General features: G+C 63.4%; 21 protein-coding genes and 2 pseudogenes. 12 read left to right on the top strand and 11 right to left on the bottom strand.

All coding sequences use genetic code 11. The features are described from left to right. The 5 genes from Q7T10_RS12570 to Q7T10_RS12590 form a co-directional block, all read right to left on the bottom strand. Window positions 1-900, bottom strand: a 900-nt coding sequence (locus tag Q7T10_RS12570; protein ID WP_304748677.1) for a cytosine deaminase, incomplete at its 3' end; no start/stop codon positions are given. A gap of 97 nt (window positions 901-997) precedes the next feature. Further along, window positions 998-2,254: a Zn-dependent hydrolase gene (locus tag Q7T10_RS12575; protein ID WP_304748679.1), complete on the bottom strand. Its 1,257-nt coding sequence runs from the start codon at window positions 2,252-2,254 to the stop codon at window positions 998-1,000. A 27-nt stretch (window positions 2,255-2,281) separates the two neighbouring features. Further along, the gene (hydA, locus tag Q7T10_RS12580) at window positions 2,282-3,733 is read right to left on the bottom strand and encodes a dihydropyrimidinase (protein WP_304748682.1); all 1,452 of its coding nucleotides are present in this window, start codon (window positions 3,731-3,733) and stop codon (window positions 2,282-2,284) included. 51 nt (window positions 3,734-3,784) lie between these two features. Next, window positions 3,785-5,098, bottom strand: coding sequence for an NAD-dependent dihydropyrimidine dehydrogenase subunit PreA (gene preA / locus Q7T10_RS12585; RefSeq protein ID WP_304748684.1), 1,314 nt, complete (start codon window positions 5,096-5,098; stop codon window positions 3,785-3,787). Between the two features lie 40 nt (window positions 5,099-5,138). Next, window positions 5,139-6,488 (bottom strand): NAD(P)-dependent oxidoreductase, encoded by a 1,350-nt coding sequence (locus tag Q7T10_RS12590; RefSeq protein ID WP_370653763.1) that lies wholly within the window; start codon window positions 6,486-6,488, stop codon window positions 5,139-5,141. Window positions 6,489-6,718: 230 nt separating this feature from the next. Between Q7T10_RS12590 and Q7T10_RS12595 the strand changes: the two genes are divergently transcribed. Further along, on the top strand, window positions 6,719-7,654 hold the full coding sequence (locus Q7T10_RS12595; protein ID WP_304748686.1) for a nitronate monooxygenase family protein: 936 nt from the start codon (window positions 6,719-6,721) through the stop codon (window positions 7,652-7,654). An 8-nt stretch (window positions 7,655-7,662) separates the two neighbouring features. On the opposite strand, the gene Q7T10_RS12600 is transcribed toward Q7T10_RS12595, so the two are convergent. Beyond that, window positions 7,663-8,568: a LysR substrate-binding domain-containing protein gene (locus Q7T10_RS12600; protein ID WP_304748687.1), complete on the bottom strand. Its 906-nt coding sequence runs from the start codon at window positions 8,566-8,568 to the stop codon at window positions 7,663-7,665. 183 nt (window positions 8,569-8,751) lie between these two features. Here Q7T10_RS12600 and Q7T10_RS12605 point away from each other — a divergent pair, with 183 nt between their 5' ends. The 5 genes from Q7T10_RS12605 to Q7T10_RS12625 all read left to right on the top strand — a co-directional run bounded on the left by Q7T10_RS12605 (window position 8,752) and on the right by Q7T10_RS12625 (window position 13,500). After that, window positions 8,752-9,948 carry an acyl-CoA dehydrogenase gene (locus Q7T10_RS12605; protein WP_304748688.1) on the top strand — a complete coding sequence of 399 codons (1,197 nt, stop codon included), beginning with the start codon at window positions 8,752-8,754 and terminating at the stop codon, window positions 9,946-9,948. 6 nt (window positions 9,949-9,954) lie between these two features. Then, complete coding sequence (locus Q7T10_RS12610) at window positions 9,955-11,211, top strand: CaiB/BaiF CoA-transferase family protein (RefSeq protein ID WP_304748690.1); 1,257 nt, start codon at window positions 9,955-9,957, stop codon at window positions 11,209-11,211. Between the two features lie 56 nt (window positions 11,212-11,267). Continuing rightward, window positions 11,268-12,668 (top strand): dihydrolipoyl dehydrogenase, encoded by a 1,401-nt coding sequence (locus Q7T10_RS12615; RefSeq protein WP_304748693.1) that lies wholly within the window; start codon window positions 11,268-11,270, stop codon window positions 12,666-12,668. Between the two features lie 148 nt (window positions 12,669-12,816). After that, window positions 12,817-13,026, top strand: a complete 210-nt coding sequence (locus tag Q7T10_RS12620; RefSeq protein WP_304748694.1) for a dodecin family protein — start codon at window positions 12,817-12,819, stop codon at window positions 13,024-13,026. Window positions 13,027-13,053: 27 nt separating this feature from the next. Beyond that, on the top strand, window positions 13,054-13,500 hold the full coding sequence (locus Q7T10_RS12625; protein WP_304748697.1) for a signal peptide prediction: 447 nt from the start codon (window positions 13,054-13,056) through the stop codon (window positions 13,498-13,500). 437 nt (window positions 13,501-13,937) lie between these two features. Here the strand turns inward: Q7T10_RS12625 and Q7T10_RS12630 are convergent. Continuing rightward, window positions 13,938-14,229, bottom strand: a pseudogene (locus Q7T10_RS12630) (amidohydrolase family protein); the annotation flags it as partial. A 112-nt stretch (window positions 14,230-14,341) separates the two neighbouring features. Here Q7T10_RS12630 and Q7T10_RS12635 point away from each other — a divergent pair. The 4 genes and pseudogenes from Q7T10_RS12635 to Q7T10_RS12650 all read left to right on the top strand — a co-directional run bounded on the left by Q7T10_RS12635 (window position 14,342) and on the right by Q7T10_RS12650 (window position 16,913). Beyond that, entirely contained in the window at window positions 14,342-14,911 is a 570-nt protein-coding gene (locus Q7T10_RS12635; protein WP_304748787.1) for a lysoplasmalogenase, read from the top strand. A 14-nt stretch (window positions 14,912-14,925) separates the two neighbouring features. After that, the gene (locus Q7T10_RS12640) at window positions 14,926-15,051 is read left to right on the top strand and encodes a hypothetical protein (protein WP_304748700.1); all 126 of its coding nucleotides are present in this window, start codon (window positions 14,926-14,928) and stop codon (window positions 15,049-15,051) included. A gap of 84 nt (window positions 15,052-15,135) precedes the next feature. After that, window positions 15,136-15,659: pseudogene (locus Q7T10_RS12645) on the top strand (transposase zinc-binding domain-containing protein); the annotation flags it as partial. A gap of 381 nt (window positions 15,660-16,040) precedes the next feature. Then, the gene (locus Q7T10_RS12650; protein WP_304748703.1) at window positions 16,041-16,913 is read left to right on the top strand and encodes an FmdE family protein; all 873 of its coding nucleotides are present in this window, start codon (window positions 16,041-16,043) and stop codon (window positions 16,911-16,913) included. A gap of 131 nt (window positions 16,914-17,044) precedes the next feature. Here Q7T10_RS12650 and Q7T10_RS12655 read toward each other — a convergent pair whose 3' ends face one another. After that, window positions 17,045-17,944 carry a radical SAM protein gene (locus Q7T10_RS12655; RefSeq protein WP_304748704.1) on the bottom strand — a complete coding sequence of 300 codons (900 nt, stop codon included), beginning with the start codon at window positions 17,942-17,944 and terminating at the stop codon, window positions 17,045-17,047. 209 nt (window positions 17,945-18,153) lie between these two features. Between Q7T10_RS12655 and Q7T10_RS12660 the strand changes: the two genes are divergently transcribed. Both Q7T10_RS12660 and Q7T10_RS12665 read left to right on the top strand, forming a co-directional pair. Beyond that, the gene (locus tag Q7T10_RS12660; RefSeq protein ID WP_304748706.1) at window positions 18,154-19,518 is read left to right on the top strand and encodes an AarF/ABC1/UbiB kinase family protein; all 1,365 of its coding nucleotides are present in this window, start codon (window positions 18,154-18,156) and stop codon (window positions 19,516-19,518) included. 23 nt (window positions 19,519-19,541) lie between these two features. Next, window positions 19,542-20,516 carry a hypothetical protein gene (locus tag Q7T10_RS12665; RefSeq protein ID WP_304748708.1) on the top strand — a complete coding sequence of 325 codons (975 nt, stop codon included), beginning with the start codon at window positions 19,542-19,544 and terminating at the stop codon, window positions 20,514-20,516. A gap of 17 nt (window positions 20,517-20,533) precedes the next feature. Here the strand turns inward: Q7T10_RS12665 and Q7T10_RS12670 are convergent, their stop codons facing one another. Genes Q7T10_RS12670 through Q7T10_RS12680 form a run of 3 tightly spaced genes read right to left on the bottom strand, consistent with a single transcriptional unit; the run spans window position 20,534 to window position 23,361 of the window. After that, window positions 20,534-21,883 carry an HD-GYP domain-containing protein gene (locus Q7T10_RS12670; protein ID WP_304748711.1) on the bottom strand — a complete coding sequence of 450 codons (1,350 nt, stop codon included), beginning with the start codon at window positions 21,881-21,883 and terminating at the stop codon, window positions 20,534-20,536. Window positions 21,884-21,906: 23 nt separating this feature from the next. Beyond that, complete coding sequence (locus Q7T10_RS12675; protein WP_304748713.1) at window positions 21,907-22,806, bottom strand: DMT family transporter; 900 nt, start codon at window positions 22,804-22,806, stop codon at window positions 21,907-21,909. Between the two features lie 36 nt (window positions 22,807-22,842). Further along, the gene (locus tag Q7T10_RS12680) at window positions 22,843-23,361 is read right to left on the bottom strand and encodes a flavin reductase family protein (RefSeq protein WP_304748716.1); all 519 of its coding nucleotides are present in this window, start codon (window positions 23,359-23,361) and stop codon (window positions 22,843-22,845) included. Window positions 23,362-23,424: the final 63 nt, after the last annotated feature.

The following is a 23,424-nucleotide window of genomic DNA, read 5'->3' on the forward strand; positions in this document are numbered from 1 at the left end:
GGCGGCCATCAGTTCGGGCACGCGGGTCATGCCGCGGCGTTTGGGGTAGGTATCGTGGCGGCCCTGCAAGGTGATGTTGATCAACGGGTTGGCAATCACGCTGACGCCGCTCTCGACGATCAATGGCAGCAGCTTACTCACGTAGTAGTTGTCCATGCTGTGCATGGAGGTGCAGTGCGAGCCGTTCACCCGGCCCTGCAGGCCCAGGCGCTGGGCCTCAAAGGCCAGCGCCTCGATGTGGCGCGACAGCGGGTCGTCCGACTCGTCGCAATGCATGTCCACCAGCAGACCGCGCTCGGCCGCGATCTCGCACAGCAGCTTCACGCTGGTGGCGCCCTGTTCAGAAGTGCGTTCAAAGTGCGGGATGCCGCCGATCACGTCCACGCCCTTGTCCAACGCGCGCTTGAGGTTGTCCACGCCGCCTTTGGTGCGCAGCACGCCGTCTTGCGGAAAAGCCACCAGCTGCAGGTCGATGTAGGGCGCGACCTGTTTCTTCACCGCCAGCAGCGCGTCCACGGCCAGCAGGCTGGGGTCGCTGGTGTCCACATGGCTGCGGATCGCCAGCAGGCCCCTGGCCACGGCCCAGTCGCAGTAGGTGAGGGCGCGCTCGATAATGGCTTCGGCTTTCAGCAGCGGCTTGAGCTCGCCCCACACGGCAATGCCTTCGAGCAGCGTGCCGGACGCATTGACGCGCGGCAAACCGTAGCTCAGCGTGGCATCCATGTGAAAGTGGGCGTCGACAAAGGGTGGGCTGAGCAGCCGGTCGTGGGCATCCACCACCTCACGTGCCGGGCCAGCCAGCCCCGCGCTGATCTCCACAATTTTCTCGCCCTGTACCGCGATGGACATGTTGGAGCGACCATCCGGCAGCGTGGCGTTTTGGATCAGCAGATCAAGCATGGGCGTTGGATTGGATGTTGGTCGCTATCAAAATAGTAGCTGCTAGCGCAATATTGACGTGGGCTAGAGCCTGATTTCTTATATATTCTCCAGCGTCTTACGTGCCCGCCCGCTCCAGCATCGCATGCAGTAGCACATTGCAGCCGGCGGTGATGTGTTCGGGTTTGGCGTCTTCAATCTCGTTGTGGCTGATGCCGTCCTTGCAGGGGATGAAGATCATGCCGCTGGGCGCCAGTCGGGCCATGTAGACCGCGTCGTGCCCGGCACCGGAGACGGCGGGCATGTTGGAGTAGCCCAGCTTCTTGGCGGCGCGCGCCACGGCGTCGATGCAGTCGCCGTGAAAGGCCTGCGCCGGGTAGCTCGACACCAGCTCAATCTGGATGCCCAGGCCCGTGTCCTGGCTGAGTTTTGCCGCATAGGCCTTGACCTCATCCGCCATCTGGTCCACCAGCGCATCGGTGCTGTTGCGCAGGTCGATGGAAAACTTCACGCGCCCGGGGATCACGTTGCGGCTGTTCGGGTGCACCTGCACCATGCCCACGGTGCCGCGGCCGTGCGGCGCGTGACGCAGGGCGGCTGCCACCACTTCCTGCATCAGATGCGTGGCGACCTGCATGGCGTCTTTGCGCAGCGCCATTGGTGTCGGGCCGGCGTGCGCTTCCATGCCGGTGACGGTGCAGTCGAACCAGCGAATGCCCAGCACGCCTTGCACCACGCCAATGGTTTTGTCGTTGTCTTCGAGCACCGGGCCCTGTTCGATATGCGTCTCGAAATACGCGCCAATCGGATGGTCGCCCGGCTCCTGCTCACCCACGTACCCGATGCGGGTGAGCTCGTCTTTCACCGACTTGCCCTCGGTGTCCTTTGCGGCGTAGGCGTGCTCCAGCGTGAAGGCCTTGGCAAACACGCCCGAGCCCATCATCACCGGCACGAAGCGCGAGCCTTCTTCATTGGTCCAGAACGCGACTTCAATCGGGGCTTCGGTCTGGATACCCAGATCGTTGAGCGTGCGCACCACCTCGATACCCGCGAGCACGCCGTAGTTGCCATCGAACTTGCCGCCTGTTGGCTGTGTGTCGATGTGGCTGCCCGTCACGATCGGTGGCAGGCTGTTGTTGCGCCCGGCGCGGCGCATGAAGCCGTTGCCGATCTTGTCGATGGTGACGGTCATGCCGGCCTCTTTGGCCCAGCCGAGCACGAGGTCGCGCCCCTGCTTGTCCAGGTCGGTCAGGGTCAGGCGGCAGACGCCGCCCTTCGGCGTGGCGCCAATCTTTGCCAGCGCCATCAACGAGGCCCACAGGCGCTCGCCGTTGATGCGCAATGAATCGATGTCGATGCGGGTTTCGGTGTCCATGGTCAGTCTCCTTGTCGCGATGGGTGTTCAGGCCGGGCTGCGCTGCACGGCGCTGGGCGCCAGCGTTTCTGCGCGCTGTTTGGCGGCTGCAAAGTTGGGGCCGAACGCGGGGCGTTTGATGTAGCGGCCGGCGCCCTGCTTGGCGCGCAGGTCGCCCTGCACAAACACCAGCTCGCCCTGGCTCACGGTGTGGCTGGGAATGCCGCGCACGCTGCGGCCCTCAAAGATGTTGAAGTCGCCCTTGCTGTGCTGCGTTTTGGCGGACAGGGTTTTGCTGCCCTGCGGGTCCCACACCACCAGGTCGGCGTCCGCCCCCACCGAGACACTGCCTTTTTGCGGGTAGATGTTGAACAGCTTGGCCGTGTTGGCGGACGTAACGGCAACGAACTCGGAGGGGGTCAGGCGCCCGGTGTTGACACCGGCGTCCCAGATCACCGCCAGCCGTTCTTCCACGCCGCCGGTGCCGTTCGGGATTTTGGAGAAGTCGTCTTTACCGGCGGCTTTTTGCGCGGCGCAAAAGGTGCAGTGGTCAGTGGCCGTGGTGTGCAGGTTGCCGGATTGCAGGCCGCGCCACAACGCTTCCTGATGGCCCTTGGGCCGGAACGGCGGGCTCATCACATGCGCGGCGGCGGTGGCAAAGTCGGGGTGGCGGTAGACGCTGTCGTCCACCACCAGGTGTCCGGCCAGCACCTCGCCGTAAACCCGTTGGCCCCGCGCACGGGCGCGGGCAATCGCCTCAGCCGCCTCGATGCACGAGACGTGCACAACATAGATCGGCACGCCCAAAACATCGGCAATGGCAATGGCGCGGTTGGCGGCTTCGCCTTCCACCATCGGTGGGCGCGACAGCGGATGTCCTTCCGGCCCGGTGATGCCCATTGCCGCCACTTCCTTTTGCAGCAGGAACACCAGTTCGCCGTTCTCGGCATGGACGGTGGGCATGGCGCCCAGTTCGAGCGAGCGCTTGAAGCTGTTCACCAGCGTTTCGTCGTCACACATGATGGCGTTCTTGTAGGCCATGAAATGCTTGAAGCTGTTGATGCCTTCTTGTTGGACCAGCGTGCCCATGTCGCGTCTGACGGTTTCGTCCCACCAGGTGATGGCCATGTGAAACGAGTAGTCGCTGGCCGCTTTTTCGGCCCAGCCGCGCCAGGTCTGGTAGGCCTCCATCAGCGGCTGCTGCGGATTGGGAATGACGAAGTCGATGATGGTGGTGGTGCCGCCGGCCATGCCGGCCGCCGTGCCGGTGAAGAAGTCGTCCATCGTGGTCGTGCCCATGAAGGGCAGCTGCATGTGGGTGTGCGGGTCAATGCCGCCAGGCATCACATACTGGCCACCGGCGTCCACTATCGTGGCGCCGGCCGGGGCTGCAAGGTTGTCGCCAACGGCGCTGATCTTGCCGTCCTGAGTCAATACATCGGCACGAAAAGCGCGGTCGGCGTTGACCACCGTACCACCACGAATCAACAGGCTTGTCATGATTTTTTCCTCAGATGAATGAGTGACGAAGAAAGATAGTACGCCGATGCGTCAAGCCGGGCTAGCCGTGCGCATGGGGTTGTTGGGGTGGCCGGTCCAGTCGGCATGGGTCGCACTCACCGTTTTGCCGGTGCGCTGGTCCAGCTCGCGGGGTTTCAGGTCACGCAGCGTGATGCACTCCGACACCGGACACACCGTCACGCACAGGTTGCAGCCCACGCATTCGTCTTCCTTGACCTCGAAGTGGCGCTTGCCATCCTTCATGGCCGTGATGGCCTGGTGCGAGGTGTCTTCGCAGGCGATGTGGCAGCGCCCGCACTGGATGCAGCTGTCCTGGTTGATGACCGCCTTGCTGATGTGGTTGAGGTTGAGGTAGCGCCAGTCGGATACGGTTGGAATCGCCTTCCCCACAATCTCGCCGACCGACTTGAAGCCCATCTCGTCCATGTAGTTGGACAAACCGTCGCTCATTTCCTGCACGATCTTGAAGCCATAGACCATGGCGGCGGTGCACACCTGCACGTTGCCGGCGCCCAGGGCGATGAAGTCCAGCGCATCGCGCCAGTTGCCCACGCCGCCAATACCCGAGATCGGCAGGCCCTCGGTTTGCGGGTCGCGCGCAATCTCGGCCACCATGTTCAGCGCAATCGGTTTCACGGCCGGGCCGCAGTAGCCGCCGTGCGAGCCTTTGCCGCCGGTGGACGGGCTCATAGTCAGCGTGTACGGGTCCACGCCCATGATCGAGTTGATGGTGTTGATGAGCGACACCGCATCCGCGCCACCCTTTTTTGCCGCACGGGCCGGCAGGCGAACGTCGGTGATGTTGGGCGTCAGCTTCACGATCACCGGCAGTTTGCTGTACTGCTTGCACCAGGCCGTCACCATCTCGATGTACTCGGGCACCTGGCCCACCGCGGCACCCATGCCGCGCTCGCTCATGCCGTGCGGGCAGCCGAAGTTGAGTTCGATGCCATCGGCGCCGGTGTCCTCCAGGCGCGCCAAGATCGCTTTCCAGGATTCCTCCACGCAGGGCACCATCAGGGACACCACCATGGCGCGGTCCGGCCAGTCGCGTTTGACCTGGGTGATCTCTTTCAGGTTCAGCTCCAGGTCGCGATCGGTGATGAGCTCGATATTGTTAAAGCCCAGCAGGCGCCGATCCGGCGTGAGCAGCGCGCCGTAACGCGGGCCGTTGACGTTGACGACCGGTGGCCCGGCTTCGCCCAGCGTTTTCCAGACCACGCCGCCCCAGCCGGCTTCAAAGGCGCGGTTGACGTTGTAGGCTTTGTCGGTCGGTGGCGCCGAGGCCAGCCAGAAAGGGTTGGGGCTCTGGATGCCCGCAAAGGTGGTGTGCAGATTGGCCATGGTGATCTCCGAATCCAGGGTGTTGTAGGGGCGGGCCGGTTCAGGCGCCAGTGAGTTGGGCGTGGATCGCGCGGGCCGATTGCTTGCCGTGTTCCACGGCCTCCACGGTCAGGTCCAGCCCGCCGGCGCGGCAGTCGCCACCGGCCCAGATGCCGGGCAGGCTGGTCTGGCCCACGGTATCGGTGGCGACGCGTCCGCCTTCGAGCATCAGGCCCGCCTGCGCCAGCACCGGGTTGCCCAACTGCTGGCCGATGGCCTTGAACACCATGTCGGCGGCCAAAGTCTCCAATTCGCCGGTGGGCATGAGCTTGCCATTCATCAGGGCCTGACGGGCAAAGCGCACCGCGCTGGCATGGCCGTTTGTGCCCATGATTTCAACCGGTGCCAGCCAGTGGTGAATCGTCACGCCGTTGGTCTGCGCCCATTCCTGTTCGGCGGTGGACGCCGACAGGGCCGCGGGGCCGCGCCGGTACACCATGTGCACGTCTTGCGCGCCGAGGAGTTTGGACTGCACGGCGGCGTCCACCGCCGTCATGCCGCCGCCAATCACCACCACACGCCGCCCGATGGGCAGGGTGGAGAGGTCTTCTGTCTGGCGCAGCGTGGCGATGAAGTCGACCGCATCCCGCACCCCTTTCAATTCCTCGCCCGGCACCCCGAGCTGGTGCGTACTGGCCAGACCCATGCCCAGAAACAGGGCGTCATGGCCCTGGCGCAGGGCATCGAGCTGGGCGACGGACTCCAGCTTCCAGCCGGTGCGGATCTCGATGCCACCGATGTCCAGCAGCCACTGCACTTCGCGTTGCGCAAAGTTGTCGGGCGTCTTGTAGCTGGCCAGGCCATATTCATTGAGGCCGCCGGCCTTGGCATGGGCGTCGAATACCACCACGTCGTGACCCAGGCGCGCCAGCGTGTGGGCGCAGGCCAGGCCGGCCGGGCCTGCGCCCACCACCGCCACCGTTTTGCCAGTGGCCGCGGCGCGGGTGAACAGTTGCGGCTGGGCGCTTTCCATCAATGCGTCCACCGCGTGGCGCTGCAGGCGGCCAATCGCCACCGGTGTGCCCTCTTGCGTGTTGCGCACGCACACTGCTTCACACAGGTTTTCGGTCGGGCAGACGCGGGCGCACATGCCGCCCAGCGGGTTGGCTTCGAGAATGGCGCGCGCCGAACCGCGCAGGTTGCCGTCGGCGATGCGCTTGATGAAGGACGGCACGTCAATGCTGGTGGGGCAGGCTGTGGCGCAAGGGGCGTCGAAGCAGTACAGGCAACGCTCGGCTTCCAGCACGGCTTGCGCCTGCGTCATGCGGGGTGAGGCGTCGGCAAAGTGCTGGGCGTACTCAGGTGCGCTCAGACGGCCGGGGCGAACATCGGGTGAGGAGGGGATGGACACGCTGGCAACTCCTGTGATGGTGAACTCAAAGACACGCGGAACTTTAAAAACTGACCGTTTAGTCAACTTCTTGAAGGGATATTAGCAATAGATGTGCCACCACAGATACAGGGTTTGCCCGAATGGGTGTTTCAAATTGAGCGGCCGCGCCGCGGTAACGCCGGCGACACCGTGCGCCCAGGTCAGCTCGCAATAATCGCAGCCCTGTCCCTCTGCTGTATCGGAACTCCATGAACCGCGTACTCGCCCACACCGGCGCCAAATACCCCATCCTGCAGGCCCCGATGGGCTGGATTGCGCGCACGCAGCTGGCCTCGGCCGTCTCGCGCGCCGGGGGTCTGGGCATCATCGAAACCTCGTCCGGCGAGACCGAGAACTGCCAGGCCGAGATCACCAGGATGCGCGCGCTGGACCTGCCTTTCGGCGTGAATTTACCGATTCGCTTCCTGCGCGACGACGCCATGCTCAAGTTTGTCTGCGCCTCGGGCGTGAAGTTTGTGACCACTTCAGCCGGCAGCCCGGCCAAGTTCATCCAGCCGCTCAAAGACGCCGGGATCATCGTCTACCACGCCGTGCCCACGGTGGATGCCGCGCTCAAGTGCGTGGACGCCGGCATCGATGGCCTGGTGGTTGAAGGCGCCGAAGGCGGCGGTTTCAAGAACCCGGAAGAGGTCTCGACGCTGGTGCTGCTGCAGGCGATTCGCGCCCGCACGGACGTGCCGCTGATCGCCGCCGGCGGCATTTGCGATGGTCGCGGCATGGCGGCGGCGTTCGCGCTGGGGGCCGAGGCCATCCAGATGGGCACGCGCTTTGTGAGCTGTACCGAGAGCCCGGTGCACGCCAACTACAAGAACGCCATCGTCAATGCCAAGGAAACCGGCACCTGGGTTCTCAACACCAAATCTTCCCCCTGCATTCGCGCCCTGAAGTCGCAACGCACACAGGCCATTCATGACGAAGGCCTGATGTCGGTCGATGCCTTGAAGGGCATTCTCGGCGTCTACTTCGACGGCGACATGGAAGCCGCGCCGGCGCTAGCCGGCCAGACCGTGGGCCTGATCGATTCGGTGAAGTCGGCGCAGCAGATCATCGACGACACGGTGGCCGAGTTCTTTGCCATCACGGCGCGGCTGGGTGCGTTGGCGCAGGCGCGTTCGTTCGACTGACGCAGCGGCTACGCCGCCTGCGTCGCTGTTTGCTGCAGCCAGGCCCGAAAATTCTTCATGACGGGGCGCTCGTCACCCCGCTCCGGTGTGACCAGGTAATAGGCGCGCTCGCCGCGCAGGGGCTGCTGGCACGCCACCACCAACTCGCCGCGTGCCAGTTCGGCCTCAATCAGCAGGCGTGGCACCAGCGCCAGCCCCAGGCCGTGGGCGGCCGCGGCGGCGGTCATTGAGAACAGCTCGTAGCGCGGCCCGGACAACGCCAGCGGAGCGGGTACGCCCGCCACTTCAAACCACTGCCGCCAGCCATCCGGGCGCGTGCTTTGTTGCAGCAGGGGCAACTGGGCGATGGCCTGGGGCGTCAGCGTCTTCTGGGCGCCCAGAAATCTGGCGCTGCAGACCGGCACCACGTCCTCCGCCAGCAGCTGGACGGACCGGGTGCCGGCCCAATTGCTGACCTGGGCGGTGGTGCCTGAATAAAGGGCCGCGTCGAACGGCGTGTCGGCAAACATGAAGGGGCGGGTGCGCGTCTCGATGTGAACCGTGATTTCCGGATGCAGCGCATTCAAGTCAGGCAGGCGTGGTATCAGCCAGCGCGTTGCAAACGTGGGCACGGCAGCCAGATGGATGCTGCCGCCACGACCCTGGGTGGACATGACGTCCAGCGTGTCCTGCTCCAGCCCCTGCAGGCGCGGTGCCACCTGCAACGCGTACTCGGCACCGCGCTCGGTCAGGGCCACGCCATGCCGGGTGCGGCGAAACAGAGCCAGCCCCAGAAACTCCTCCAGCGCCGTGATCTGGCGCGAGACCGCGCTCTGCGTCAGCGCCAGCTCCTGTGCCGCCCGCGTGTAGCTCTCGTGCCGGGCTGCGGCGTCGAAGCAGGCCAGGGCTTGCAGTGAGGGGATTTTTCTGCGCATGGTGTGCCAAATATACACAACTTGACTCAAAGGAACTGTCCGTTACCAATAACGGCAGCAATTCCGGCGGTGAAGAATCTCAATTAATTATGATTTTTAGTCATGTCTGGATGAAAACTCATCGCTTGTATGTCGCCGGCGGGGCCATTACCATCAAGGTCAACGAATTACCGGAGATATCCCATGGCCCACGCAACATTCAACTGGCAAGACCCGTTCCTGCTCGACAGCCAACTCAGTGATGACGAACGCATGGTGCGCGATGCCGCCGCTGCCTATTGCCAGGACAAACTGCAGCCGCGCGTGATCGAAGCGTTTCGCAAGGAACAGACCGATGTCGCCATCTTCCGTGAGATGGGCGAACTCGGCCTGCTCGGCCCCACCATCCCCGAAGCCTATGGCGGCCCCGGTCTCAACTACGTGGCCTACGGCCTGATCGCGCGCGAAGTCGAGCGCGTCGACTCCGGCTACCGCTCCATGATGAGCGTGCAGAGCTCGCTGGTGATGGTGCCGATCTTCGAATTCGGCACCGAAGGCCAGCGGAGCAAATACCTGCCCAAACTGGCCACCGGGGAGTGGATCGGCTGCTTCGGCCTGACCGAGCCGGACCATGGCTCCGACCCCGGCTCCATGGCCACCCGCGCCCACAAGGTCGCTGGTGGCTACAAGCTGTCGGGCGCCAAGATGTGGATCTCCAACAGCCCGATTGCCGACGTGTTCGTGGTCTGGGCCAAAGAAGTGAGCGAGAGCGGCCAGGTCGGCCCGATTCGCGGCTTCGTACTGGAAAAAGGCATGAAAGGCTTGAGCGCCCCCGCCATCCACGGCAAGGTCGGCCTGCGCGCCAGCATCACCGGCGAAATCGTGATGGACGGCGTGTTCTGCCCGGAAGAAAACGCCTTCCCCGAAGTGCAGGGCCTCAAAGGGCCGTTCACCTGCCTCAACTCCGCCCGCTACGGCATCGCCTGGGGCGCCCTGGGCGCGGCGGAAGACTGCTGGTTCCGGGCCCGCCAGTACACGCTGGACCGCAAGCAGTTTGGCCGCCCGCTGGCGGCCAACCAGCTGATCCAGAAAAAGCTGGCCGACATGCAGACCGAGATTGCCCTGGGCCTGCAGGGCTGCCTGCGCCTGGGGCGCATGAAGGACGAAGGCACGGCCTCGGTCGAGATCACCTCCCTCCTCAAGCGCAACTCCTGCGGCAAGTCGCTGGACATCGCCCGCCTGGCGCGCGACATGATGGGCGGCAACGGCATCTCGGATGAGTTTGGTGTGGCCCGCCACCTGGTGAACCTGGAAGTCGTCAACACCTACGAAGGCACGCACGACATCCATGCGTTGATTCTGGGACGGGCGCAAACCGGCATTGCCGCATTTGCGAACTGAACCGACATGAGCACCGCAGCAAAAGACGGGGCACTGGCCCACCTCAAGGTTCTCGATCTTTCCCGTGTGCTGGCCGGTCCCTGGTGTACCCAGATACTGGCCGATCTCGGGGCCGATGTTGTCAAGGTCGAGCGCCCCGGCGCCGGGGACGACACCCGCCACTGGGGCCCGCCGTTCCTGAAAGACGCGCAGGGCCATGACACCGATCAGGCCAGCTATTTCACCGCCTGTAACCGCAACAAGCGCTCCATCACCATCGACATGGCCAAGCCCGAGGGCCAGGCGCTGATTCGCCAGATGGCCTTGAGCAGCGACATCCTGGTGGAGAACTTCAAGGTCGGCGGCCTGGCGCACTACGGGCTCGACTATGCCAGCCTGAAAGCAATCAACCCGCGTCTGATCTATTGCTCGGTGACCGGCTTTGGCCAGGACGGGCCCTATGCCGAGCGCGCCGGTTACGACCTGATGATCCAGGCCATGAGCGGCATGATGAGCATCACCGGCAAGGCTGACGAGGTGCCTGGCGGCGGCCCGCAGCGCGTTGGCGTGGCGCTGACGGATCTGTTCACCGGGGTCTATGCGTCTACCGCCATTCTGGCGGCGCTGGAGGTGCGCAACCGCACCGGCGAGGGCCAGCATATCGACATGGCCCTGCTCGACGTCGGCATGGCCATTCTGGCCAACCAGGCGGCCGGCTTCCTGAACACCGGCAACGTGCCGAAACGCCAGGGCAACAGCCACCCCAGCCTCGCGCCCTACCAGGACTTTCCGACGCTGGACGGTGCCATGCTGCTGGCCATTGGCAATGACGGCCAGTTCCGCCGCTTCTGCAACGCGGTGGGCAAGCCGGAGTGGGCGGATGACGAGCGCTTTGCCGGCATGGCCGCGCGTGTCACCCACCGTGCGGTGCTGATTCCGGCGATGGAAGCAGTCACCCGCACACGCACCACCGCCCAGTGGGTGGCCCTGCTGGAAGACAAGGCCGTGCCCTGCGGCCCCATCAACGATATTGGCCAAGCCTTTGTCGATGCGCAGGTGAAAGCCCGGGGTTTGGTGATAAATCAGCCTGTAGCCCCCGCCGTTATTGCGCAGACAGCTATTGAATCAATAGCAACCGTGGCAAGCCCGCTGCGCCTGATGGCCACGCCACCCGTGCTGCGCCGTGCGCCGCCGGCCTTGGGCGAGCATACTGATGAGGTGCTGGCCGGGCTCGGCCTGGATGCGGCACAGGTGGTGGCGCTGCGCCAGGCCGGCGTGGTGTGATCTAGCGGCTGCCTGCTGCCCGTGGCAGCTCTCTTTGAGTTTCAGGAGCGAATCGCATGCAGAGAACGAATTTGAACGCCACCATCACTACTGACATCGCGGTGATCGGCGCCGGCACCGCAGGTCTGACGGCATTCCACGAAATCTCACGCGCCGGCTGCTCCGTCCTGTTGATCGATCGCGGTCCGTTGGGCACCACATGCGCACGCGTGGGCTGCATGCCCTCCAAAGCGGTGCTGCATGCGGGCGAGCAATGGGCGACCTTGTCCCAGCTCGCCCCCGGTGGCATAGCTGCGGCCGACCAGACGCCAGACCGCCTGTGGCAACACGCCCGCGCCACGCGCGACCGCCTTGCCCAAGCAACGGTCGAGCGCACCATCGCCGATGCCGGCGATCGGCTGGTCATGGGAGACGCACGCTTCCTGGACGCCGGGACCCTCGACGTTGGTGGCCAGCGCATCACTGCCAGGGCTTTGGTGATTGCGACCGGGTCACGACCCGTCGTGCCCAAATTTTTGGCCGAACTCGGCGCACGCGTCGTGACCACGGACAGCTTGTTTGAACTCGACAAGCTGCCGCGCAGCATCGGCGTTCTGGGGCTTGGCGCGATCGGCCTGGAAATGGGGCTGGCATTGGCTAGACTCGGCGTGCGCGTGGTGGCGGGCGACCTGAAGTCCACGCCTGCGGGCATCACGGACCCCGAAGTCCGGGCCCGTGCGCTTGAGCTTTTCAGCGGAGAACTGACGACCTGGCTGGGCCGACCGGTTGAGGTGGAGGCCGCCGGCGAAGCGCTGCGCATGCACAGCGGTGACGCGTCGGCCACGGTGGACCTGGTGCTCGCGGCGCTCGGGCGCCAGCCCAACGTCGAGCAGCTCGACCTTGCCAGGGCCGGCGTCACGCTGGACAGCCATGGGCAACCTGTCGTCGATGCTGCAAGCCTGCGCGCGGCAGGCAAGGCGGCCGTTTTCCTGGCTGGCGATGTCAGTCCGGATCGGCCGCTGATGCATGAGGCCGTCGACGAAGGGGTGATGGCCGCGCGTGGCGCCATGCATTCCATTGGCAAGGGAATTGAGAAAGCATTGCCGGCCCGCCGTGCGGCCATGTCGATCGTGTTCAGCAACCCCGACGTTGCAGCGGTGGGGCTGCCTTTTGACCGTCTCGATCTGTCGCGCACGGTGATTGGTACGGCCCAGGGTTCAGGCAACGGCCGCTCGGTAATTCTGGGCGCAGAAGGTAACCTGTTGCGGGTGTATGTGGACCGTCACAGCGGCATGTTGCTTGGCGCCGCTCTTGTCGCCGTGAAGGGGGAGCATCTGGCGCACGCATTGGCCTGGGCGGTGCAACGGGGCGACACGGTCGAGGCGCTGTTGGCGATGCCCTACTACCATCCCAGCATCGAGGAGATGCTTCAGTCCGCGTTGAAAGATGCGGCCAAACAGAGGGCGGCGACCCGATAAAGACCGGTCGGCGCACATCCTGTTTCGTGCCCCAACGCATTAGGGAAATGCGCCCGAAGACTACAGCGCCGGGGGATACTTTCCTACATCGGAAAACGACCGGCATGGCTAGCATGAAGGCTCATTCAACCCCTTAAGGAGTCTTCCCATGAGCGTCGCCAAAGTCATTGAAGTCAGCGCCACCAGCAAGGTCAGTTTTGAGGATGCCATCAACCAGGGCATTGCCCGCGCTTGCGATACCGTCTCCAACGTGCGCGGTGCGTGGATCAAGGAACAGAAAGTCACCGTTGAAGACGGTCGTATCTCCGCCTATCGGGTGAACATGCAGGTCACATTCGTCCTCGGTGGCGAGAAGTAGGCATTTCGCCGGCCGCCAGCCTGCCCCGTGATTTCCCGCCTCATCGCCTACACGTGGGCCGCGCCCAATACGGCACTTGGCGCTTTGGCGGGTCTCGCCATGCTGTGCCTTGGTGGACGGGTGCGATTCGTGGCGGGCGTCGCCGAGTTTCATGGTGGCTGGGCTGGCCGTTGCTGCGCCGGTCTTCCGGGCCGGTTTCGCTTTGGCGCCATGACACTGGGCCATGTCATCCTTGGCATCAGTCCGACGGAACTTTGCGCCCTCCGGGAGCATGAGCATGTGCACGTTCGACAGTACGAACAGTGGGGCTTGTTCTTCTTGCCGGCCTATGCGCTGTCGAGTGTCTGGCAAGTCGCTCAGGGCCGCAGTGGGTACCGCAGCAACTTCTTCGAAAGGCAGGCCTATGCCGTCGAAGCTAACCAGGCGTTGCAGCCGAACCCGCAATTGCGTCGGACCGGCTTTGGTGACAGGTGAATCGCGATGGTGGACGCTTGGCTTGGGGAACTCGAATGCCTGCGGTCAGGCTTCTAAAGCCGTTGGCCTGGGTGATGGCGCTTTCCATGTTGAATGACTCTTGAAGACTGGGAGCGGGTGCAGAGATTTATGCACTGTTCGCTCCAAACCTGCCATTGGCGCTGGCATTGCCACGGTACGCGGGCCGCCATTGTGGGAGGGCTGTGATGCGCAGATGGATGACGGGGCGCAAGCGGCACCCGACTTTGATGTCGATCAGCGCATCAGTTGGTGAGGTAGCAAAGCGTCGGTTCTCTCTCTCTCCGCGGGTTGATGCTGATTGCGCGACTGACCCCGAGCAGTTTTGCGACCAAGGGCATGTCCAATCAAGTGGTTCGACGGATCAGGCTACAGGTGCGGTGAGCGTTTTGACACTCCCAAGCCACACTTGCGGTAAACGCGAAAAACCCGACTTTTAGAATTAGCGCGGGTTTTGCCGCAAAGAAGGCCGGTTTCCACACCATCAGCTCGGCCCCCTTTCCTGACTTCGATGCTACCAACTTCGTGGCTGAAGCCGTGCGCAAGGGCAGGGTCGATGGTGTACTTGGCGATTTTGCGCTTGGCGCGGAAGTTGTCGTTGCGGGCGCTGTCTTGCGGCAACGAACCACGCCGCGACTTCATCTTGTGAGCGGTCTGTCAGGTGCGGATGATGACCTCATCCACGCGGCCCATGGCCTGGCTGTCGCTGCCCATCCTGCCACAATGACCGAATTCAACAGGAGCTCTCTCAATGACACAAGCGTTTCTCGCACTGGCCGGAGCACTCGCCATGGCAATGAATCTGGTCAGCATTGCCACAGACATGGATACCGTGCGCCAGCTCACCCAAGCGCTTCCCATGCTGGCGCTGGCGTGCTGGGTCTGGCCACGCGGTGACCGGCGGGTTGCCCTTGGTCTGCTGGCAGGCTCGGCTGGCGGCTATCTGCTAAACCAACAGGGGGGCTTTTTGTTTGGCATGATTGCCTTTGCCATTGGCCATGGACTGTATGTGGCAACCTTCTGGTCTTGGCAGCGCACCCCGGCACCCTTGCTGCTCCTACCCATCGTGGCCTATCTGGCGGTGATCCTGAAACTGATGTTGGCAGGGCCTGGCCCCGGTGCCGGACCGCTCACCGTGCCGGTGGTGTTTTATGTCGGCATCATCGGCGCGATGATCTGGCGTGCGGCGGCGATTGCTGCGGACGACACCCTGAACGGATTTAGTCGCTGGGGAGGGCTAGCCGGGGCGCTTCTTTTTGCCTTCTCAGACACGCTCATTGGGGTGAACAAGTTTGCCATTTCGCTGTCGGGGGTGTCATACCCCATCTTGCTTACCTACTGGGGCGGCCAGCTGCTGATCGCCATTACTACGGTGCAGCGCGGCAAGGCCTGAAACTGGCCATCGAGATGGGCGCCGACGCTGTGGACATCGGCAAGACCATCGATTCCCGTCTCACGCTGAGCGAGAGCATCGGCATGGCGGCGGAGATTGCACATGGCAGCTGCGCGGATGTGCCGCCAGTGCGCAAGTAGGCCAAGCCAAAAACCTGCACACGACGCGCGAACTGGCAACGGTTCGGGCTTTTTGCTGCCTGGCTGCTTAGCACGAGTGGCTAGATCAATACCGCTCAACCAACATCAACGCCCCAACCTAAACTCTACAACCCGCACCACCCTGAGCGCACGCTGCTCCACAAAACGATTGCCGAGCACTTCGAGACCTGGCTCGAACTCGCAAGTGCAGGCCAGCTCGACGGCCAGGGCGACCACCACACACCGCGCCCCTACGTGCGCCAGGCGTTTCGCAATGATCTGGAATGCAGCATCTTTACGCATGGCTTTGCCCGGGCCTGGTGTGATGACTGCGGCCGCGACTACTTTGTTGCCTATTCCTGCAAAGGCGGTGGTGTCTGCCCCTCGTGCAACACGTGGCGCATGGTGGAGAAGGCAGCACACCTGACCAATCACGTATTCCCCGCTTGCCGGTACGCCAGCGGTTGCTGTCGGTCCCGAAGCGACTGCACTACTTCATGCAACGCGACTCTCACGCCGCTGGACTGATCGAGCGCATCGCCACGCATTGCCCCGCGCGCATCCACCGGCATCGCTTTGGACTACCGCATAGCCGCATAGCGGGTATTCGTGACCGTCGGCTACCGCTGCATAGCGGAAGGCCGTGTCAGACTGACTCCCGAGATTCGATCTGCCTTCTCCAAGCCTGACATGGACATTCGCCGTTTGTCCCTTGGCAATGTGGCGTTCAATTGAACCGGCAGCGACACCCGCAACTGACATTTACGGTCGGATGTCCGAGTTCTGACGCTGAGCCTGGGTGTGATACCTCGCCTCATGCGGTTGAGATTCCTCTTCGTTTGTTTTTTATCAAAACTGGAAACCACACTGACTCTTACGCTTGCAGCGTCATGGGTTGTTTCGACATCCGCAAGTGCGCAGGGTGGCAGACCGTGACAGGGGTCCTTGATTCGGCTGGGCACAGGCCGTGCAACTTGTAGGAGATTCTCATGACGATCACAGGGCTTACTTTGGCCTTTTCGCTATTTGTAGCCGGTGCGAGCGCCTTGGCTGCCGAGCCGACCTACAAAGAAGGCGAAACGATATTCGTTGAGACGGGGGTAGAGGCACCAGACCGCACCCCAACCTGGTATGCCTCCATCGTGGCCAAGCCGTATGCGCCGGTGTTCGAGATGCTGGCCACTCAGGGTACGCAGGGTCGCTACTACCCCTATACCTACCCCGTTACGCTGAAGGACATGGTCCGGTTCCATGGCCATGATTGCGAGGGGACCTCCACGGCAGCAAATTCGGCCTGGATGGCTTTCAAGATTTTGTTCCCAGACGGCATCGTCGATCGCAGCGTGCTGTGGGGCATCAGTGGCGAGTCGCCCTGCTGGTCCGACGCCGTGGCATTTCTCACCGGTGCGCGCCTGCAGTATGGCAACCTTGGATTTTTCAAGGACAAGCGCTATAGCCATGCCATCATCCTGTACCGCGAGGACACGAAGGTAGCCGTACTGGCGACGTGGAAGGAAGGCGTCAACAACATCCCGGGCGAGCCAGTGATGCTGCCGGGGAAGATCACCTGGCAGCCCAAAATCACAATGAAGGATGTCGAGGCGCTCAAAGCAGTGGTCAAGCTGGCAGGTGGCAATCCCACGCCCTACCAGGTGGACCTGATGCGCTACCAGCAGTGGGTGCACATCAACGACATACTCGATCGTCCTCTCGCCGAGAGTTACCAGGCGCAGGTGATTGAGAATTTCAAATGGGAAGACTGGATCGACCCGAGCAAGGTCATAGTCAAGCCGCATGAGCGCAGCGACACGCGCCTGAAAAACCACCCCTATCGAGGCCGTCCGGTGGAAGGGCCGCGTTGATCATCCGCTGCGCTCGCGTCCCTTCAGGTGCTGCTGGCGGAATGAATTTCGATCAGGAGTGCCACTTGTTTCACGCCTGTCAATGATTCGCGGTACCTCTGGTCAAATTCGCACTGGCGCAAGCAGGTCGCCTAAAGACCCCGCGCCCATTTGGGGCGCAGCCGGCTGGACTCTGGGTGGCCGATGGCGTTTCTCACTTCCAGCAACAGGCGCTCTTTCTCGGCTCCCAGGACGCCTTTGAGCACCAGCCAGTTCGACGCATGGTCGCTTCGAAAAACGGTGCGCTTGAGCTCCAGGGCCGACAGGAACTGTTCCATCTCTTGAAACAGTTCCTGCTGATTGAGGGGCTGCCACTCCGGATAACCCCGGCGGAACCGGTCCTCACCCTGCGGAAAGCTCACCACCAGCGTTGCCAGAAACTCAGGCTGGGTCAGATTGACCAGACGGGCAGAATTTTCTGCATGCTGTCGGGAGAGCAGGCGACCGCCGAGTCCGTTGAGCAGCATCACCGAGCGGGTGATTCCCGCCGCGCCCAATTTGTCCAGGGCGTCCCGGGTGGTGTCAAACGATTCGCCCTTGCTGACCTTCTGCAGAACCTCGTCATCGCCCGACTCCGCGCCGACGTAGACCAGCGACAAGCCCGCTGCGCGCAATGCCAGCAGTTCCTGTGCCGATTTCAGGCGCAGATTGCGGGGCAGGCAATAGCTTGAAATGCGCCGGACTCTGGGCAGATGGTCCTTGATCGCCGCAAGCAGGGTCATGAGGCGTCGCGTTGACAAGACCATGGCGTCACCGTCACCCAGAAAGACCCGTTGCACCTCGCCGGCGAACTGTTCGCCGCACCGCCGGATCGCGTCCAGGGTCTCTCGTTCATCGCGGACGCGAAACTTCTTTTGCGGCGCGGTGTACATCTCGCAATAAGTGCACTTGTTCCACGAGCAGCCATCGGTCACCGGCAGGATCAGCGACTCCGATTCGCTGGGCGGGCGATAGACAGGATTGACATAACGAATTGGGAAATCTTGATTCACTTCGTGGCTTTTTCAGAATGGCACCAGGGTGCTCTTTGGTAAAACGTGGGCTGCTGGCGCCGACTCTACATTGAAGTCAAGCGGCCTTTGTGGTGCAGCGCAAAGACCCGCCACCGGCACGCGGGCCGCGGGTCTGGCAACATTCGCGCAACGACGGGGCCTGTGACGACAACACAATGCCGCGTTCGAACGACTAAAGGAAAACCGATTTGAACAAGGACAACAGCACGGATGCCCGCTCACCGACTCTGGCGGTGCCCAGCGGGCGCGGGTCGCGGCTGGTCAGACTGGGATGGATGGCCACGGGCATTGCCGGTGGCATGGTGGCTGAAGGCGCCCGCCAACTGGCCCAGGGAAATCGCCCCAAGGTAAGCGACCTGCTGTTCACGCCGGCCAATGCGCGCCGGGTCGCCGACCAGTTGGCCAAGTTGCGTGGCGCGGCGATGAAGGTGGGCCAGCTGATCTCGATGGACTCGGGCGATCTGCTGCCGCCCGCGCTTGGCGACATCCTGGGGCGCTTGCGCTCCGATGCCAAAGCCATGCCCAAGTCCCAGGTCGTGAGTGTGCTGGAAGCCAACTGGGGCAAAGGCTGGGAGAAGCAGTTCAAACACTTTTCCTTCACCCCGCTGGCCGCCGCCTCCATCGGGCAAGTCCATCGTGCGCAGACCCGGGACGGACGGGACATGGCCATCAAGATCCAGTACCCCGGCGTGCGCGAGAGCATCGACAGCGATGTGGACAATGTGGCCGCCCTGTTTCGCATGTCAGGGCTGCTGCCCAAAGAGATGGACATCAAACCGCTGCTGCGTGATGCCAAGCGCCAGCTGCATGACGAGGCCGACTACGTCCGCGAGGGCAACTACCTGCGCCGTTACGGCGAGTTGCTGGCCGACGAGCCCGTGTATCTGCTGCCGCAACTGCATGCCGATCTGACAACGCACAGCGTGCTGGCCATGTCCTTCGTGGGCGGGGTGCCGATTGAATCCCTGGTGGACGCGCCGCAGACGGAGCGTGATCGCGCCGTGGCGCTGCTGTTTGCCCTGCTGTTGCGGGAGGTCTTTGAGTTCAGGCTGGTCCAGACCGATCCCAACTTTGCCAACTACCGCTACGACACCGATTCACGGCAGCTGATCCTGCTGGACTTCGGTGCCACCCGACCCTACAAAGCCACCATGGCCAATGAATTCCGGCGTCTCATGAAGGGCGCGATCACCGGTGACCGTGCCGCCATGAGCGCGGCTGCCATCGCGATTGGCTATTTCGATGACACCACGCAGGAGAAACACCGACAGGCCATATTGGAGATGGGGGAGCAGGCCTTCGAGCCGTTCTGCCTGGCGGGCGAGTACGACTTTGGTGGCTCTGACTTGCCGGCCCGCATTCGCGACGGCGGCATGGCACTGGGCCTGGACAAGACGTTCTGGCAACTGCCGCCTGCAGACGCCATGCTTCTTCAGCGCAAGTTCGGCGGACTGTATTTGCTGGCCATCCGACTGAAGGCCCGGGTGGACCTGCACGCGGTGGCGCAGGCTGCGCTGGCTTCACGCAAGCGCAGCCCACCATCCCACGCCTGACGGCGGACTTCTCGATACTTTTCATGGCGATAAGAAGAACAACAGCGCTCGTTTCTTTGTTCTCGTTGCTGCTCGCATTGGCCGGTGCGGCCGGTGCACAGCCCGTTTCTTTCGGATTATTTGGGGACACGCCTTACAGCCACTGGGAGCGAGCGCGCCTGCCCGAGTTGATGAGTGAGATGGACAGCGAGGACCTGGCCTTTGTCGTCCATGATGGCGACATCAAGAGCGGTGGGAGTGTGTGCAGTGATGAGGTGCTGCGCGACATCCTGGGCGTTTTCCAGGCTTCAAAAACACCGCTGGTGTATGTGCCGGGCGACAACGAGTGGACCGATTGCCATCGCAAGAGCAATGGCGGCTACGACCCGCTGGAGCGTCTGGCCAAGCTGCGTGAACTGTTCTTTGTGGGGGACGCCGCGCTCGGCCAGCGCACGCTGCCACTGGAGCGCCAGAGCCGCAACCCGGCCTTTGCCAGCTACCGCGAAAACGTGCGCTGGGAAGCGGGCGGCGCCCTGTTTGTCGGCCTGAACCTGCCCGGCAGCGAGAACAATTACCACGGCAGCACGCACAACGGTGGTCCGGTGCCGGAGTTTGTCGAACGCAGCGCAGCCAATCGGGCCTGGCTGGCCCAGGCCTTTGCCCTGGCCCGGGTCAAAAGACTGGCAGGCATCCTGATCGTGATCCAGGCCAATCCCGGATTTGAAGCCTTCAGTGCGGACCGGACCCGGCCGGGTTACCGGGAATTCCTGATGCAGTTGCGCGCGGAAACCCAGGCCTTTGCCGGGCGTGTGGTCCTGGTGCATGGGGATACGCACTGGCACCGTATTGACCAGCCGCTGCTCAATGACACGGGAAAAGAGTTGGTCAGCAACTTCACCCGGGTTGAAACCTTTGGCTACCCATTTCCTGGCTGGATCAAGGCGACCGTCGATGCCGCAGATCCCCAGGTGTTCCGGTTTTCACCCCGCCCCTGGCGCGCCCCATCGCCACAAAATTGAGCGGCGCGTTGCTGGGATTACATGCCCGGAAACAACTCCGGGCTGGTGTGGATGATCTTCTTGAGGTGGGCGAAACAGTCGGCATCAATCGCGGTACCCACCGTGTCCGCCATGATGGCCAGCGTTTTTTCTACCGGCACCGCGCCCCGATACGGCCGCTCGGCCGTGATGGCATCAAAGATATCGGCGGTCGTGATGATGCGGGTTTCCAGCGCGATGTCGGCGGCCTTCAGGCCACGCGGATAGCCGCCACCATCGAGCCGCTCATGGTGCGCGGCTGACACCCGAGCCAGCTCATCAAAGATCTGGATGCGCCCCAGGATGGATTCGGTGTAGACCGCATGCTGTCTGACGGCGGCCCACTCGGTCTCATCCAGTTTGCCCGGCTTGTCCAGGATGGCGTTGCTCACCCCCAGTTTGCCGACGTCATGCAGGAGCGCGCCCCGTTTGAGCCAGCGCCGGCGAGGCTCAGGAATTCCCAGCGACTCACCCAGCAGCGCCGTGTACAGGCCCACTCGGGCGCTGTGGCCGGCGGTGTACGGGCTCTTGGCGTCGACCACCTGGCCAAAGGCCTCGGCAATGTCGTCCAGATAGTCCTCGTCCAGCAAGGCTTCATGGCCGCCGGGCTCCAGCGCAAACACGCGCAACTCCACGTCCGGCGAATTCAGGGTGTCCCAGAACGGGGCAGAGTCCGCCACGGCCACAAAAGCGTCCACCACGTCCGGGTCAAACCATTTGCCGCGCCGATGCAGCACTTCGGTCGTGGCCGCTGCCTGTCCGTCTGAACTGTTGACGATGTCCATCACCTGCGCCAGCAGCGCAATGCGCGCGTACAGCGGAATGGCGCCACCGGCCAGTGCTTCGGGGCGGCCCTGGCCGTTCCAGTGCTCGTCCAGCGAATGAATGCCATTCGCCACCCCTTCAGAAAAACGCAACTGCCGGGCGATATCGGCGCCACGCGTGCAGCGGGTCTGGATCAGCTCCTGGGCGATCTCGTCGCCATTGGACAGGATGCCGCCCAGCGCCTTGAGCCGGTCCATCAAACCCGAGGCCGGCCCGGTATTGCGCAGCACAAAGCGCAGCACCTGCGGCAGGCTGCCATCCACCCACTTGAAATCACGCTTGAAAGCCAGGTCGTCGGTCAGGTACAACTGGCAAATGCGCGACGCGTTGCTGCTGCAGCCCAAGTCTTTCAGCAGCAGGGTGTAGTAGAGCTCCCACAACTGCTCGGTTGACAGGGCGAGTTTCTGCCCGATGTGCATGCCGATCCAGCAGCAGCGCACGCAGTGCCCCTCGGGCTGGCCTTCCGTGATGTCCAGCGCGTGACTGAGCGCGCCCATGAGTTCCGACAGCTTCAATGCCTGCATACGTTGCCTCGTTCAGTCCGCTGTCAACCCGCAGGTTTGCGGTTCACCAGCACGATACCCCCCGCCACCATGGATAAGGAAGCTATTAAATTGACCGTCACCGGTTCGTTCAGCCAGAGCGCACCAAACAGCAGCGCAAAGACGGGTGTGAGAAAGACAAACGCCGAGATCTTCGTGGCCGGGTAGCGGCCCAGCATCCACATCCAGGCGAGGTAGCTGGCGAATGCGCCGACCACGGTTTGCGCCAGCAGGGAGCTGGTGGCAAAGGCGCTGAAGGTCCAGACCCACTGCTCGCCCAGCAGCAGCGACAGCAATGGCAGCGTCACGGTGCTCACACCCACCTGGTAGAACAACAGTTTCTCGGGCGTGGCCCGGGTCAGGCGCGAGCCGCGAATGACGACGGTGGTCAAGCCCCAGAACATGCCGGCCGCTAGCGCCAGCAAGTCACCCAGCCACTGTTGCGGCTGGTGGGCAGCGCTCAAGCCTTCACGCAGGGCAAACACCACGGCGGCGAAGGCCATGGCCAGTCCCACCCACTGCAGGGGGCGCAGCTTCTCGGAAGTGACAAATAGAGGCAGCAAGACGGCCACCCAGAACGGCGAGGTGTAGAGGAATACCGTCAGGCGCGAGGCGGCAGAAAACTGCAGACCCGCGTAGAGGCAGGCAAATTCAAGGGCAAACAGGGTGCCGGCCAGCAGCCCGGCCGCGAGCGTGCCGTCACGCTGAAAGATGCGCACGCCGCGCCACCGGCACCAGAGCCACAACAGCACCGTCGCCCCCGCGAATCGGATGGCCGCCTGAAAAACGGGTGGCAGCTCGGGAATGGTCGCTTTCACCAGCACCTGCTGAAAGCCCCAGAACAGGCAGCAGCCCAGCAGCAGGCTGACGGCGAGGCCGTCCAGGTGGTCTTTGCGTGGAATCATGCGCGCGCCCTTGGGTTCATCGGTCAGGCTGTCGCCCTACAAGGGGTGCTCGGTGTAGAACTTGCCACCGTGAAACAACAAGGGTGAAGCGCCGGCGCGGTGCGAGCAGCGTTCGACTTCGCCGACAAAGATCACGTGGTCGCCTTCTTCATAGCGGCTGCGGTTGAAGCACTCAAAGGTGGCCGCCGCGCCGGCCAGCAGGGGCGCGCCGCCGACGCCTTCGACGAAGGCCACGTCAGCGAAACGGTCCACGTCCCTGGCGGCAAAACGCCGGGCCAGCTCATGCTGGTCAGCGGCCAGGATGTTGATGGCGTAGTGCGAGCCGGTGCTGAATGCCGGCAGCGACGCGGCCGCCCTGGACAGGCTCCACAGCACCAGCGGCGGGTCCAGGGACACGGAGTTGAATGAGTTGGCGGTGAGCCCGATGAGGTCGCCCTCGGCGGTGCGGGCGGTCACGATGGTCACACCGGTGGCGAACATGCCCAGTGCGGTGCGGAACTCAGGCTGGGAAAAATTGGGGGCTTGTGCCGTGGGGCGCAAATCAGACGAAGACATGCATGGAATTTACCCGAGTTTTGCCCGCATCCCCGTCGCCACGGGTACTTGGTGCCGCGAAGG

The organism is Rhodoferax sp. (assembly GCF_030646845.1).
Classification (GTDB): Bacteria; Pseudomonadota; Gammaproteobacteria; order Burkholderiales; family Burkholderiaceae_C; genus Rhodoferax.

Excerpts from the sequence above, each read along its gene's own strand:
- Q7T10_RS12615 (WP_304748693.1), top strand. The coding sequence starts at position 11,268 with ATGCAGAGAACGAATTTGAACGCCACCATCACTACTGACATCGCGGTG.
- Q7T10_RS12610 (WP_304748690.1), top strand. The coding sequence starts at position 9,955 with ATGAGCACCGCAGCAAAAGACGGGGCACTGGCCCACCTCAAGGTTCTC.
- Q7T10_RS12680 (WP_304748716.1), bottom strand. The coding sequence starts at position 23,361 with ATGTCTTCGTCTGATTTGCGCCCCACGGCACAAGCCCCCAATTTTTCC.
- Q7T10_RS12595 (WP_304748686.1), top strand. The coding sequence starts at position 6,719 with ATGAACCGCGTACTCGCCCACACCGGCGCCAAATACCCCATCCTGCAG.
- Q7T10_RS12640 (WP_304748700.1), top strand. The coding sequence starts at position 14,926 with ATGGGCGCCGACGCTGTGGACATCGGCAAGACCATCGATTCCCGTCTC.
- Q7T10_RS12670 (WP_304748711.1), bottom strand. The coding sequence starts at position 21,883 with ATGCAGGCATTGAAGCTGTCGGAACTCATGGGCGCGCTCAGTCACGCG.
- Q7T10_RS12605 (WP_304748688.1), top strand. The coding sequence starts at position 8,752 with ATGGCCCACGCAACATTCAACTGGCAAGACCCGTTCCTGCTCGACAGC.
- Q7T10_RS12675 (WP_304748713.1), bottom strand. The coding sequence starts at position 22,806 with ATGATTCCACGCAAAGACCACCTGGACGGCCTCGCCGTCAGCCTGCTG.
- Q7T10_RS12650 (WP_304748703.1), top strand. The coding sequence starts at position 16,041 with ATGACGATCACAGGGCTTACTTTGGCCTTTTCGCTATTTGTAGCCGGT.
- Q7T10_RS12575 (WP_304748679.1), bottom strand. The coding sequence starts at position 2,254 with ATGGACACCGAAACCCGCATCGACATCGATTCATTGCGCATCAACGGC.
- Q7T10_RS12620 (WP_304748694.1), top strand. The coding sequence starts at position 12,817 with ATGAGCGTCGCCAAAGTCATTGAAGTCAGCGCCACCAGCAAGGTCAGT.
- preA (WP_304748684.1), bottom strand. The coding sequence starts at position 5,098 with ATGGCCAATCTGCACACCACCTTTGCGGGCATCCAGAGCCCCAACCCT.
- hydA (WP_304748682.1), bottom strand. The coding sequence starts at position 3,733 with ATGACAAGCCTGTTGATTCGTGGTGGTACGGTGGTCAACGCCGACCGC.
- Q7T10_RS12635 (WP_304748787.1), top strand. The coding sequence starts at position 14,342 with ATGGATACCGTGCGCCAGCTCACCCAAGCGCTTCCCATGCTGGCGCTG.
- Q7T10_RS12665 (WP_304748708.1), top strand. The coding sequence starts at position 19,542 with ATGGCGATAAGAAGAACAACAGCGCTCGTTTCTTTGTTCTCGTTGCTG.
- Q7T10_RS12600 (WP_304748687.1), bottom strand. The coding sequence starts at position 8,568 with ATGCGCAGAAAAATCCCCTCACTGCAAGCCCTGGCCTGCTTCGACGCC.